Annotated in this window: 12 protein-coding genes; 6 read left to right on the top strand and 6 right to left on the bottom strand. The window is 61.4% G+C overall.

Going from position 1 to position 13186, the window contains the following annotated elements:
- Nucleotides 1-21: 21 nt before the first annotated feature.
- Both LJY25_RS13185 and LJY25_RS13180 read right to left on the bottom strand, forming a co-directional pair.
- Nucleotides 22-633 (bottom strand): hypothetical protein, encoded by a 612-nt coding sequence (locus LJY25_RS13185; RefSeq protein WP_227608816.1) that lies wholly within the window; start codon nucleotides 631-633, stop codon nucleotides 22-24.
- Between the two features lie 31 nt (nucleotides 634-664).
- Nucleotides 665-1489, bottom strand: coding sequence for a hypothetical protein (locus LJY25_RS13180; protein WP_227608815.1), 825 nt, complete (start codon nucleotides 1487-1489; stop codon nucleotides 665-667).
- A gap of 197 nt (nucleotides 1490-1686) precedes the next feature.
- Between LJY25_RS13180 and LJY25_RS13175 the strand changes: the two genes are divergently transcribed.
- A complete protein-coding gene (locus LJY25_RS13175; RefSeq protein WP_227608814.1) occupies nucleotides 1687-3228 on the top strand; it encodes a hypothetical protein in 1542 nt (513 codons plus the stop codon).
- Nucleotides 3229-3276: 48 nt separating this feature from the next.
- Here LJY25_RS13175 and LJY25_RS13170 read toward each other — a convergent pair whose 3' ends face one another.
- The gene (locus LJY25_RS13170; protein WP_227608813.1) at nucleotides 3277-3546 is read right to left on the bottom strand and encodes a hypothetical protein; all 270 of its coding nucleotides are present in this window, start codon (nucleotides 3544-3546) and stop codon (nucleotides 3277-3279) included.
- A 327-nt stretch (nucleotides 3547-3873) separates the two neighbouring features.
- On the opposite strand from LJY25_RS13170, the gene LJY25_RS13165 reads away from it, so the two are divergent.
- Both LJY25_RS13165 and LJY25_RS13160 read left to right on the top strand, forming a co-directional pair.
- Nucleotides 3874-4281 (top strand): hypothetical protein, encoded by a 408-nt coding sequence (locus LJY25_RS13165; RefSeq protein ID WP_227608812.1) that lies wholly within the window; start codon nucleotides 3874-3876, stop codon nucleotides 4279-4281.
- Nucleotides 4282-4428: 147 nt separating this feature from the next.
- The gene (locus LJY25_RS13160; protein ID WP_227608811.1) at nucleotides 4429-5427 is read left to right on the top strand and encodes a hypothetical protein; all 999 of its coding nucleotides are present in this window, start codon (nucleotides 4429-4431) and stop codon (nucleotides 5425-5427) included.
- A 17-nt stretch (nucleotides 5428-5444) separates the two neighbouring features.
- On the opposite strand, the gene LJY25_RS13155 is transcribed toward LJY25_RS13160, so the two are convergent.
- On the bottom strand, nucleotides 5445-5843 hold the full coding sequence (locus LJY25_RS13155; protein ID WP_227608810.1) for an RlpA-like double-psi beta-barrel domain-containing protein: 399 nt from the start codon (nucleotides 5841-5843) through the stop codon (nucleotides 5445-5447).
- Nucleotides 5844-6420: 577 nt separating this feature from the next.
- Here LJY25_RS13155 and LJY25_RS13150 point away from each other — a divergent pair.
- Both LJY25_RS13150 and odhB read left to right on the top strand, forming a co-directional pair.
- On the top strand, nucleotides 6421-9336 hold the full coding sequence (locus LJY25_RS13150) for a 2-oxoglutarate dehydrogenase E1 component (RefSeq protein ID WP_227608809.1): 2916 nt from the start codon (nucleotides 6421-6423) through the stop codon (nucleotides 9334-9336).
- An 84-nt stretch (nucleotides 9337-9420) separates the two neighbouring features.
- Complete coding sequence (gene odhB, locus LJY25_RS13145; RefSeq protein ID WP_227608808.1) at nucleotides 9421-11106, top strand: 2-oxoglutarate dehydrogenase complex dihydrolipoyllysine-residue succinyltransferase; 1686 nt, start codon at nucleotides 9421-9423, stop codon at nucleotides 11104-11106.
- Between the two features lie 70 nt (nucleotides 11107-11176).
- Here the strand turns inward: odhB and LJY25_RS13140 are convergent, their stop codons facing one another.
- Nucleotides 11177-11554 carry a group III truncated hemoglobin gene (locus LJY25_RS13140; RefSeq protein ID WP_227608807.1) on the bottom strand — a complete coding sequence of 126 codons (378 nt, stop codon included), beginning with the start codon at nucleotides 11552-11554 and terminating at the stop codon, nucleotides 11177-11179.
- Between the two features lie 150 nt (nucleotides 11555-11704).
- On the opposite strand from LJY25_RS13140, the gene LJY25_RS13135 reads away from it, so the two are divergent.
- Nucleotides 11705-12202, top strand: coding sequence for a DUF4126 family protein (locus tag LJY25_RS13135; RefSeq protein ID WP_227608806.1), 498 nt, complete (start codon nucleotides 11705-11707; stop codon nucleotides 12200-12202).
- A gap of 1 nt (nucleotide 12203) precedes the next feature.
- Here the strand turns inward: LJY25_RS13135 and LJY25_RS13130 are convergent, their stop codons facing one another.
- Complete coding sequence (locus LJY25_RS13130; protein WP_227608805.1) at nucleotides 12204-13154, bottom strand: EamA family transporter; 951 nt, start codon at nucleotides 13152-13154, stop codon at nucleotides 12204-12206.
- Nucleotides 13155-13186: the final 32 nt, after the last annotated feature.

The following is a 13186-nucleotide window of genomic DNA, read 5'->3' as shown; positions in this document are numbered from 1 at the left end:
GGAGGATGTGAGGCTGTCGGGCTAGGGCCCAATCGTAACTACCCCGTTGGCAACCAGAGCAAGTAAAAGCAACGTCGTAGCTCCGATGCCCACTCCAAACCCGGCCTTCGCTTTCGCCAGCTTTTTCTTTTGGGCTTGGTGGGCATAGCCAGCCATGTAATTCGGGTTTACCAGCAGGGTCCGGTCCGGGACCAGGATGTTGTCCGGCTGGGGCTTGGTGAGCACGATGGCTGCGCCTACGCCCAGCCCCACCATGGGCCCCACCACCGTGGCGGCGCAGGTGCCCAGAAACGCCCCCTTGGGCCTGAACAGAAGCTGTGCATCCGCCTCCCCGCGCTTATACATGATCTGCGAGTCCAGGGCCGGGTCGGCAGTGGGTTCCGGCAAGGCCGGGTTGCGCAGCACTTCCCGGGTCCCATTGGCATAGCGGATCAGAAAAACGTCCGCGGCGGCCAGGCTCAGAGTGTCGGGCGTGGCGGCGGGCTCCCGGCTGAGGTAGGCAACCCGGTCGGGCGTAATGACCAGCACTTTGGCTTTTATCTCATTGCCATTGGTACAAAGAATCACGTCCTGAGCTTGAGAGAGAACAGGCCATACCAGAAGGAGCAGCAGGTAGAAGGAGCGCGTAGGCATACAGCAGCAGAAAAGTTGAACAGACTGCTGACTAATGCCGGGAGTTGAACCCGAATACCATGCTGACCCGTGCCCCGCCGTTACCGGGCACGAAGGCCAGGTTGACCGGGAAGTTGACGCCGGCATACTGGAAGGAAGTGCCCAGCGCAAACGCAATGCTGGTGCCGGCCAGCGACAGGTTCGGACCCACGCCCAGCTCCAGGCCCTTGGCGGCCCGGATTCCGATCAGCCCGCTTACGCTGGGCAGAAACTTGCCTTGCTCCAGCCCGCCAATGAGCGGAATCACTTCGAACAGGCCCGACGTGCCATTGGGAAGCCGGAAGATGCGCGTTTCAAACTGCCAGCCGAACTGCGTCAGGAAGGGGTTCACGTTGAGCGACTCCTTGGCTTTGTCGGCGGCTCCGCCCGACAGCACAGTAAACCCCAGACGGGGGCCGCTCAGATGAATGTCCTCAAACGTGCGGACTTCGTCGCCGGGCACCAGCGGGCCGGTAGGGGGCGCTGGGAGCACGGCGGTGGCTGCCGGGGTACCTGGGTAAGTAGGAGCCACGACGGCCGAAGTGGTTGGGGCCGGAGCCGCTGGGGTTGTGGTCGGGGCAGTAGCGGGCAGGCTGGGCGCGCCGTTGAACAGGTCCTTGGCCCCGTTGGCGTATCGAATCATAAACACCTCCGACCGACGCACGATGATAAGCGGCCCGTCGGGATTGTCGGTGCGCTTGTACTTGATTTCCGTCGGCGTGATTTCGAGGACTTTGACCTGGACTTCCTCGCCGTTTTGCTTGGTGAGCAGGTCCTGGGCCTGGGCGGTGGCAGCAAGCAGCACAACGGTTAACAGGGTGAGTAGCAGTCGGGTCATGGTGCGGAGGGTTAAGGTGAATACCTGCCGAAAGATGAAGGCCCCCCCCGCCGAACCGGTTACGAACTGTTTGATTTTTCTGACTTTATATCATTTTAAAAACGCAGCATACTCTATTGATAAGCAATTGATTATACTTGCATTAATTAGACTTTCAAAGTTTCGGTATTAGCGGCTTTTACCGCCTTGTTTGCTTTATGGATGATCTGCGCACCACGCTAGCCACCTTCACCCCGGATGACCGTAAGGAGTTTGGCCGTTTTCTGCAGCGGCAGCGCAAAAAGCCCAAAGGCCGCATGGACAGCCGCCTTTGCGAGCTGCTGCTGCACAAAAAGGAATACACAACGGCTGAGCTGCTGGACCAGCTTTACCCCGAGGAGCCCAATGCGGTAGCCTACTATGCCCTGCGCAAGCGGCTGATGCGCCACCTTACCGATTTCCTGCTGCAGAAACAGCTGCAGGAAGACGACACGGCGGCGGCGGCGGTGCGTGGGCAATTGTCACTGGCCCAGTACCTGTTCGATGCGGGCGTGCCCCGCCTGGCGTGGGTAACGCTGCGCAAAGCCGAGAAGCTGGCCCGCACCAACGAGCAGTACGAGCTGCTGAACACGGTGTATAACCTGCAGATCGAGCACGCCAATAACGAGTACGCCGACGACCTGCTCGACATCATCAAGCGCCGCAACCTTAACAAGAAAGCCGCCGACGAGGAAGAGCGGGCTACCATTGCCAACAGCCTGATTCAGCAGCGCCTGCAGGCGGCGCGCACCCAGGGCCGCGACGCGGCTTTTGACACCATCATGCAGGACGTGCTGCGCGAGTATGACCTGCAGGAAGCCTTTGCCCGCCGCCCGTCGTTGCTGTACCGCCTCATGGCCATTGCCCGCAGCGCTGTGCTGGCCCGCCGCGACTTCGTGTCGTTCGAGCCGTTTATTCTGCGGCGCTACCACCTGATGGAGACGCGGCACGGCTTTACGGCGGCGCACCGCTACTACCAGCTCGGGCTGCTCTACATGATTGCGCACGTGCTGTACCGCAACCGCAAGTTCGTAGAGTCGTCGCGCTACCTTGAGCAGCTGCGGCTGACGCTGCTCAGCGGCTCCCGCACTCACTACGCCGACTTCTACCCCAAGTACATCTTCCTGCTAGCCGCCAACAAGGCCTTTATGCGGCGCAACTCCGAAAGCATTCAGCTGCTGGAAGAGCTGTTGCAGGGCAAGGAAGTAACGCTGAGCCCCCGCGACGAGCTGACGGCCCGCCTGGGCCTGGGCTTTCACTACTTCACCGAAGGCAAGTTCAGCAAGACCAACCAGGTACTGATCGGCATCGGCCGCTCCGACCACTGGTGCGAGCAGAAGATGGGCGTGGAGTGGGTGCTCAACAAGAATATGGGCGAGATGCTCGTGCAGCTGGAGATGGGCAACCCGGATCTGGCGCTGAACCGCCTGCGGGCTATTGAGCGAAGCTTTCGTGAGCGGTTTGGCGATGGCGGACCTTACCGCTACGTACTCAGCTACCTGCAGCTGGTCCGACAGGTAATCGACGACCCCGACGTGGTGTTCAAGCCCGCCTTTGTGAATTTCGTGAGCCAGATGCCGCATTTTCTGCCCCTGGAGCGCGAAGACCTGCAGGCGCTGAGCTTCTACGCCTGGCTGCGGGCCCGCATGCTGAAGCGGCCCTACTACGACGTGCTGCTGGAAGTTGCCGGGGAGGTGGCGGTACTTGAAAACCGGGCATAAAAAAGGCCGGCCCTGTTCGGGGCCGGCCTTTTTTTATTGCTTGGCAGACTACTCCTGCTTGGCAGGAACTTCTTCCACCAGCTTGTCGGATTCTTTGTTTACCACTACGGCCGTGTCACCGGGTTCGCGGGCCATGTCGGCCTCTACGTTGTCGGCAGCGTTGCTGGCGGCAGCACCGGCGTTGTCAGCCGTGTTTTCCATCGAGGTGCCGGCATTGTCAGCCGCATTCTCGGCGGAGTTGTTGGCATCACCGCAGGAGGTGGTGGCGAAAGCGCCGAAAGCGGCGAGAACGAGCAGGGATTTGAAGGAAGTTTTCATAGCGAAAAGGGGTTTTGTTTTGGTTGGTTCCGGGCTTTATACGCTTGAAGGCTAAAGGTAACCCGGAAGGTTGTTCAGGCAGCGGGGTTAAATCTCGCTGCCAGGATTTGTTGCAGAGCCTTATACGCAACGAAGTGTGGTTATGCCATTTCTTTTGAAAATTTTGTCGGTGTGCCCGGGTAGATAGCCTCCTGCCGACAGTCCGGACTGCTTTTACGAAGTGGCATGAGCCGTCAGCCTTCGGTGGGCAGGTTCAGGTGGTTCGCTCAACTTTTCAAATGAGTAGGGAGTATACGAAGCAGTTGCTACCGTTTTTGCTTTACTCTCATGGACTCTACCACGCCCACTCCCCACACGCCCGTCGTTCCCACCATTCCCCTTGATGTAACTGAGGAGCAGAACAATGCCCTTATAGCTGACACGCAGGAGCTGCTCAAGAACGGCGTGCCTACCAAGGCCAAGGAAAGCAAGCACGGACTAACCGAGATAACCCGCTGGGAAGAAGTGCTGCGGGCCAGTGAGCGGCCCGGGCTGGCCAAGATTATCCAGGAGCTGGTGACGCTGCGCGAGCAGCTGGCGGAAGAGAAGCCGGAAGGTCATGCCATTGCCGAAACCCTGGCTACGCTCGGTGCCGAAACGGTGAAGGTGGCCGACGAAGCCAGCAATGCCTACACGCCGGCCCTTACTCAGCTGGGCAAGCTGCTTATCAAACTAGGATCCTCGCTGTCCCGGTAGCCGGTACGCTGCTCTTATAGGAAAGCCCCCACTGTTTGGCAGCGGGGGCTTTTTTGTGGACTCCGTTGCTTAAGGTCGGCTTTGGGCTGAACAACCGGGGCAGGAGCCGTACTTTTGCGGCCTTTCGCACCTGAGTTGCCCGTCACTATGCCTGCTTTGCTTCCTGATCTGACTCCGTATTACCCCTTCGAGGGAATGCAGTTTGGCTTTACCCGCTGCTTTCTGTGCGGCACGGCCACAACGCCGCCTGCGGATACGGTGCCCGTCTTTGCCGACTGGCTGATGAGCCGCTACCAGCTCCACGACCGGCAAATCAAGCTGCTCGACCAGAGCGTGCGCACGTTTTCGGAGCTACGGATTTCCTGCTGTACCCAGTGCCGGACCCGCCACGTCGAGCCCCTCGAGGCCCGGGTAGAAGCTGCCACGGAAGCCGGCCCGGCGGCCCTGAAAGCTCTGGACGAGAAAACGGTTTTCCTGTGGCTGGGTAAGATGTTCTACGGCATTCTGGTCACCGAGCTGCTCACCGAACTCGATCCGCTGGCAAAGCCGCTTTACCCGTTGGCCGAAAATGCCCAGATGCTGCGGCGTTTTCAGGCGTTTTTCCAGACGTTTCAGGCGCTGCGGGTGCCCATCGTATTTGAGGACTTCAGCCCGGCTTCCATTTTCGTGCTGGAGGCTGACCCCAGCCAGGACACGGTGCCCTTTGAGTACGACGATGACCTGACCACCATGGCGTTCAGCATCAAGCTGGACGGAATCGTGCTGCTGGGCTGCCTCGCCGACAACGGTATTATCGGGCAGGCCATGAGCAAGGTGTACCAGGATGCCCGGCGGCCCCTGCACCCGATTCAGATTGCCGAGTTCAAGGCCCGGGTGTACTACGCGGCCTACTTATTCAACGTAGTACCCGACTATTTCCCCCGACCCGTGAAGCCCGGGGATACGGAGCTGGTCTACGACACATTGATTGACGATATCACCAGTGCTATCTTCAACCCGTGGGAAAATGGAGCCTATGGACAGTCGCTGCAGGAAATGTGGAAGCGCTGGGAGATTCCCTACGCGGATATCATGCGCGACCCGCAGCAGCCGATGAGCTATCTGTACGATGAAGCCGGCCAGCCGCAGGTGCTGACGGTATTATAGGGAGTTGATGAGATGCGCTAGCTGGCACGCCACACGGGCGGCAGCTTGCTGATGCGCACCTTGTCCCATTTGCCATAGATGTCCTCGTGCCGGCCCACCAGCAGGTCGATGGTGCGGTGCATGCGGCGGTTCATGGTATCGTGGATGACGTAGGTGCCATCGAGGGTGGGGGAGATGCCGGTGACCATGACGGAGTCGCCGTACTCGAACTTGCCACCCCAGCGCTTCAGCATGTCGCGCGAGAGGGCCATCCAGCGGTGCTTGCTGCTGTGGTGACGGGAAATCCGCGAGTTGTCGGCGGTGATGAGGGGCTCAGCGTCGGTCTGCCGCTCATCGGCACTGTAGACGGTAGCGGTAACTGTGTAGCCGGGCAGCTTCTTGGGTAGCTGGGCGACGACCGGAGCAGGTGGCACCACGGTTACCGCCCGGGGTACGAGCTCCGTAAATGAGAGGGCCGGTAACCGTGTGGTGGGAGTCTGGGGAGGAAAAAGAAGGGTCAGAAGAAGTAGTGCAATAGACATTTCGTTAGGGTTCGTGGGCTCTTCCTTGTCACCTGAAGAGAATAGGGCTACCCCCTTTGTGGATGGGCAAGAAGGGATTAACTCCAATGGGCGGTGAAAAGTTGCTGTTGAGCTTACCAATGCCCTCTGTTGCTCTCTCAGCGCCATTTATTCCCACATTACTCCGGCCAACGTTACCTGCATTTCAGTTCCTGGCTTCGGCCGTGCCCGGCGGTGTAAACCAGATTGCGCTCAGGGCGTAAGCAGAAAGCTCTAACCAGGCTAGCTCCAGTAGTAAGTGAGGCATTCTCATTTGGTGTCAGCAGGCTTCTTACCGGATTTTGAATAGATTGAACAACTCAAGCTGCTGCAAACGAATCAATAGAGTTGAACAACACGCTGACTAACAGATTTATTTGTGTAGTCGAATACGTGTTTTTGCCTTATACTCAGGTTGTCTACTTTTGCAGCCGACTACCTTAGCTCCCACCGCATGGACGCTTACACTTATATCGCCAACGCCCACGGCGACTACATCGAGCAACTCTACCAGTCTTATAAGAGCGACCCGGAGTCGGTCGACTTTGGCTGGCGCAAGTTTTTCGAGGGCTTTGACTTTTCCCAGCAGTACCCGGAAGACGGAGCGGGACAGCCCGCCGGCGAGGGCGTACTTACCAAATCAGCCAGTACCAACGATGCCGGCGCCGTGCGAGCCGTTGATACGGTATCGGCAGACAAGGAAACGCAGGTTCGCAACCTGATCCACGCCTACCGCAGCCGGGGCCACCTCGTAGCCAATACCAACCCGGTGCGCCCCCGCAAGGACCGTAAGGCCCGCCTTTCCCTGTCCGACTTCGGCCTGTCTGAGTCGGACCTTGACACCGTTTTCAAGAACGGTGAGGTGCTGGGCCTGGGCAGCAATGCCAAGCTGCGCGACATCGTGGCGGCGCTGGAGAAGATCTACACCCGCACCATCGGCTTCGAGTACATGTACATTCGCGACCCGCAGGTGCTCGACTGGTTTCGGGAGAAAGTGGAGAAGGACTCGCTCAGCTTCAACCCCGGCATCGAATACAAGAAGCGCATCCTCAGCAAGCTGAATGAGGCGGTAGTGTTCGAGAACTTCCTGCACACCAAGTTTCTGGGCCAGAAGCGCTTCTCGCTCGAAGGCGGGGAAACCACCATTCCGGCCCTCGACGCTATCATCAACAAGTCGTCGGAGCTGGGGGTGAAGGAAGTGATGATCGGGATGGCCCACCGCGGCCGCCTGAACGTGCTGGCCAATATCATGGGCAAAACCTATGAGCAGATTTTCTCGGAGTTCGAGGGTACGGCCGTTCCCGACCTGACCATGGGCGACGGGGACGTTAAGTACCACATGGGCTACTCATCGGAAGTGGAAACCGAGGGCGGGCAGAAAGTGAACCTGAAGCTGGCGCCTAACCCTTCCCACCTCGAAGCGGTGAACCCCGTGGTAGAAGGCTTCGTGCGGGCCAAGATCGAGCACCAGTACGGCGGCGACTACCACCAGATCCTGCCCATCCTGATCCACGGCGACGCCGCCGTAGCCGGGCAGGGCATCGGCTACGAGGTCACGCAGATGTCGCAGCTGGAAGGCTACAAGACCGGCGGCACGATTCACTTCGTTATCAACAACCAAGTGGGCTTTACCACCGACTTCGAAGACGCCCGTTCCTCGATCTACAGCACCGATCTGGCCAAGATCATCGATGCGCCGGTGCTGCACGTGAACGGCGACGACCCTGAGGCCGTGGTATTTGCTGTGCGCCTCGCCACCGAGTACCGCCAGCAGTTCCATGCCGATATCTTCATTGACATGGTGTGCTACCGCCGCCACGGCCACAACGAGTCGGACGAGCCTAAATTCACCCAGCCCACGCTCTACAACCTGATCAGCAAGCACCAGAACCCCCGCGAGGTATACAACGCCATGCTGGTGCAGCGTGGCGACGTGGACGCGGAGCTGGCGGCCCAGATGGACAAGGAATTCCGCGACACCCTGCAGGCCCGCCTCGACATGGTAAAGCAGAAGCCCCTGCCCTACAACTACCAGTCGCTCGAAAATGAGTGGCGCAGCCTGCGCCGGGCCAAGCCCGAAGACTTCGACCAGTCGCCGGCTACCGGCATCAGCGAAGAGGTGGTGCAGCAGGTGGGCAAGGCGCTGACTACGCTGCCGGAAGGCTTCCGCCCACTCAAGCAGATTGACAACCTGCTCAAGGAGCGCCGCAACATGTTCTTTGAGAACTACGGCACCTGGGTCCGCATTCCCGAAGGCTGGATGCGCGACTATACCAAGCAGTACGATAATACCCGGGTACTGAACTGGGCTGCCGGCGAGCTACTGGCCTACGGTTCCCTGCTCAGCGAAAAGCACATTGTGCGCGTCAGCGGGCAGGACGTGCAACGCGGTACGTTCTCGCACCGCCACGCGGTGCTTCACGACGCCGAAACCTCCGCCCCCTACAACTCGCTCAACCACATTGGCGAAGGGCAGGAAAAGCTGAGCATCTACAACTCCCTGCTGAGCGAGTATGGCGTGCTGGGCTTTGAATTCGGCTACGCTATGGCCAACCCGACGGCCCTGGTCGTGTGGGAAGCCCAGTTCGGCGACTTTGCCAACGGCGCGCAGACCATGATTGACCAGTTCATCGTGAGCTCGGAAAGCAAGTGGCAGCGGATGAACGGCGTGGTGATGCTGTTGCCCCACGGCTACGAAGGCCAGGGCCCCGAGCACTCCAACGCCCGCCCCGAGCGGTTCCTGCAGCTGGCGGCCGAGAACAACATCGTGGTGGCCAACATGACCACGCCGGCCAACTTCTTCCACGCCCTGCGCCGGCAGCTCACCTGGAGCTTCCGCAAGCCCCTGGTGGTAATGTCGCCCAAGTCAATGCTGCGCCACCCGCTGTGCGTGTCGCCCATCGAGGAGTTCACCGGCGGCTCGTTCCGCGAGGTTATCGGCGACGCGTATGCCGAGGCCAAGAAAGTGAAGCGCGTGCTGTTGTGCTCGGGCAAGGTGTACTTCGACCTGCTGGAAGAGCAGCGCACGTCGGGCCGCACCGACGTGGCCATCGTGCGCCTCGAGCAGCTGCACCCCTTCCCCAAAAAGCAACTCGACGCCGAGCTCGCCAAGTACCCCAAAGCCAAGCTGTACTGGGTGCAGGAAGAGCCGGAGAACATGGGCTACTGGAACTTCATGCTGCGGTACATGCGCCGCGAGCTGGAGGAGGTTATTGCCCGTAAGCCTTCCGCTTCGCCGGCTACCGGCTACAACAAAATTCACATCAAGGAGCAGAAGGAGCTGATCGGCCGCGCCTTCGACAAGCCCAAGGAGGCCGTAGCCGACAACAACATCGAGGCCACGGTAGCCTCTGCCAAGGCAACGGACTAACCGGCCGCTGCCCCTGTGCCGGGCCGGCCCCGGCAGCCCTTGCTGAAACCTTAAAACTCATTCTTTTTCCGCCCAACCACCTTTATGGCCCTGGAAATCAAAATACCTGCCGTTGGCGAGTCCATCACCGAAGTAACCATTGCCAAGTGGCTCAAGAAAGACGGCGAGGCCGTAAAGCGCGACGAGGTTATTGCCGAGCTGGAGTCCGACAAAGCCACGTTTGAGCTGCCCGCCGAAGCTGAAGGCACCCTGCGCATCCGCGTAGCGGAGGGCGAAACCATCGGTATTGGAACCACCATTGCCGACATCGACGGCGACGGAGCAGCGGCTCCGGCTGCTTCGGCTGCCCCTAGTGCGGCTGCCTCCGCCGCTCCGGCCGCTGACCCGGTAACCCAGGGTGAGCAGAACCCCCAGGCCAGCAACCAAAGCGGCTACGGCGGCTCCCAGTCCGGCTCGGCCGACACGCCGACTGCCGCTGCCCCGGCTGCTTCAGCTCCTGCTGCAGGCGGGCAAAGTGGCGGCGCGACGGTGGAAATGAAGATTCCGGCCGTGGGCGAGTCCATCACGGAAGTAACGGTAGCCAAGTGGCTGAAGCCCGACGGCGCCCAGGTGCAGCGCGACGAAGTCATTGCCGAGCTGGAATCCGACAAAGCCACGTTTGAGCTGCCCGCCGAAGGTGCCGGCACCCTGCGCCACGCGGTGAAGGAAGGCGAAACCATCGGCATCGGTGCCACCATTGCCCGCATCGAAGGCGGCAGCGGCGCGGCTTCGGCCCCGGCGGCTCCCGCAGCCGCAGCGGCTCCGGCCGCTGCCCCGCTGGCCAGCGCCCCGCAGGCGGCCAACGCCTCATACGCCACCGGCACGCCTTCCCCGGCCGCCGGCAAGATCCTCGGGGAGAAAGGCATCAATCCCGCCGACGTGCAGGGCTCGGGCCGCGACGGCCGCATTACCAAGGAAGATGCCCAGAACGCCCAGGCCAAACCCACTGCTCCGGCTCCCCCGGCCGCCCCGGCCGCCGCTGCGCCGGCACCTTCGGCTCCCGCTGCAGCTCCGCAGCCGGCGGCGGGCGACCGTAACCAGCGCCGGGAGCGGATGAGCAACCTGCGCAAGACCGTAGCCCGCCGACTGGTGTCGGTGAAAAACGAGACGGCCATGCTCACCACCTTCAACGAGGTGAACATGCAGCCCATCATGGACCTGCGCACCAAGTTCAAGGACAAGTTCAAGGAAAAGAACGGCGTGAACCTGGGCTTTATGTCCTTCTTCACCAAGGCCGTGTGCGTAGCCCTGCAGGAGTGGCCCTCGGTGAATGCCCAGATCGATGGTACCGACATCGTGTTCAACGACTTCTGCGACATCAGCATTGCCGTATCAGCGCCCAAGGGCCTGGTGGTGCCGGTAATCCGCAACGCCGAGAAGCTGAGCTTCGACGGTATTGAGAAGGAAGTGGTGCGCCTGGCCATGCTGGCGCGCGACAACAAGCTCACCATCGAGCAGATGACCGGCGGCACGTTCACCATCACCAACGGCGGCATCTTCGGCTCGATGATGAGCACCCCGATCATCAACGCCCCGCAGTCGGCCATTCTGGGGATGCACAACATCGTGCAGCGTCCCATTGCCGAAAACGGACAGGTGGTAATCCGGCCCATGATGTACCTGGCCCTGAGCTACGACCACCGCATCATCGACGGCCGCGAGTCGGTGTCGTTCCTGGTGCGCGTAAAGGAGCTGCTCGAAGACCCGACCCGTCTGCTGCTGGGCGTGTAGTCCTTTGTCAACACCAATGCTGAAAGAGGCGGCCCGTATCCCGGGCCGCCTCTTTCAGCATTGGTTCAGGCTACAGCAGCGACAAAGGGCTGCGCTGAGTAAGCCGGTGCTCAAACATGGAGGCAATGCTCAGGGCCCGGGCCTTGGTGTCTTCGGCTTTGGGTCCGCGGAAGTGCGCGTCCACGGTCTGGAAGAACAGCTGCAGCCAGCGCTGAAAGTGGGCCGCGCCCACGGGCAGGGGAATGTGTTTGGCAAACGGGCGGCCCTTGTAGCGGCTGGTGCCCAGCAGCACGCTGCTCCAGAAGTCGTACATGACTGGCAGGTGCCGCGCCCAGTCGACGTGGGCAAAGCCGTTGAACACGGCGCTCAGCAGTTCGTCCTGGTTTACGGCGTCGTAAAACGAGTCGACCAGCAGGCGGATGTCGGCTTCGGTTTCAATATCGGGCATGGCGGGCGAGGTCATGGACAGGCAGCGGGGTACGCCAGTAAAGATACGAGGCAGTTGGGGCCGGGTCGGCGGCCGGGTTGCCTACATTTTTTCTATCCCGCCAGGTCCCTTTTGCGTTGTAGTGCTGTCCAACCACTTTCTTTTCAGCATATGGCTTCTTCCCGCTCTTCTGTATTCTGGCGCACCGTTGGTCTTGGCCTCATTGCCGGGATGCGCAGCATGTCGGCTCCGGCCCTGTTGAGCAGTGCCCTGCGGCGCCACCCATCGAGCCGGCTGGCCCATTCCTCGTTTAGCCTGCTCCAGCAAAAAGGCGGGGGCCGGGGCCTGAAGCTGCTGGCCGCGGCGGAAATGGTAGGCGACAAGCTGCCTCAGATGCCTGACCGCACCGAGCCCATCAGCATTGCCGGCCGGGCGCTGTCGGGGGCGGTAGTCGGGGCGGTGCTGTACAAGCTGGGCTACCGCAAGCTGGTATCGGGTGCGCTGCTGGGGGGCGCGGCGGCCGTAGCCGGCACGTTCGGGGCTTACTACCTGCGCCGGGCCGTAAACGAGAAAACCAGTCTGCAGGAGCCCACGGCCGGCTTCCTGGAAGACGCCGTGGTGGTTGGGCTGGGCAACGCCATACTGCACGGCTACAAGCCCCGGCAGTAGCCTACTCGCTCACCGGCGTAGCCACCGCGGTGGGCTTGGTACGCCCGCCCAGCACGACCAGCATCACGGCCACCACAATCAGGGCGGCGCCGCCGGCCATCTGGGCATTGAGGGCTTCGCCCCCGAAGGCCCAGCCCAGAATCACGGCCACGACCGGGTTCACGAAGGCGTAGGTGCCGGCCAGGGCGGGCTCGGTTACCTTGATCAGCCAGATGTAGGCGGTAAAGGCCAGCAGGGAGCCGAACGTGACCAGGTAGGCAAAGGCGAGCCAGGCTTTGGTGCTGATCCCTTCTACGTGCATGCGGGGCCCCTCGCCGTGGAGCAGCCCGGCAATCAGCAGGAAGAAGCCCCCGCACAGCATCTGCATGCCCACGCCCAGGAACGGGGAGCCGCCGATGGGCTTCTTCTTGGAATACAGGGAGCCCACCGACCACATAAACGCCGCCAGCAGCACGGCCCCGATGCCCAGGGCCGGATTGTCCGGAATCAGTACGGCGCCGGTGGTGCGGGTGCTGGCCAGCAGGTACATGCCCACCAGCCCCAGCGTCAGACCTACGACTACCTTGACCGTCGGGCGGGGCGAGATGCCGGCGGCCCAGCCCAGCAGGGCCAGAAACATCGGCACCGTGGCCACCAGCAGCGCGGCCATACCCGAAGGAATGTACTGCTGGGAAAAGGTAGTGCCCCCGTTGCCGAACAGCGGCAGACAAATGCCCACTACGGCGGCCCGCAGCCAGTCCTGCCGGGTGGGAGCCGCCGCCCCGCTCAGCCGCATCAGCCCGTACTGTACCCCGCCGGCCAGCAGGTAGCGCGTGGCCGACAGCAGAAAGGGCGGCCAGGCGGTGAGGGCCATCTTGGTCGCCAGGTAGGTGGAGCCCCAGATCAGGTAGAGCGCCAGCAGGGCAAGGCCGATCAGCAGGCGGGAAGGAGGGGCAGTAGTGGAAGCGGACATGAGCAGGACGGAAACCGCCGGCAGCACGGGCC

This window comes from Hymenobacter translucens, from assembly GCF_020685205.1.
GTDB lineage: Bacteria > Bacteroidota > Bacteroidia > Cytophagales > Hymenobacteraceae > Hymenobacter > Hymenobacter translucens.
Note: the sequence above shows the minus strand (reverse complement) of the source record. Positions and strands in the feature narration are given on the sequence as shown.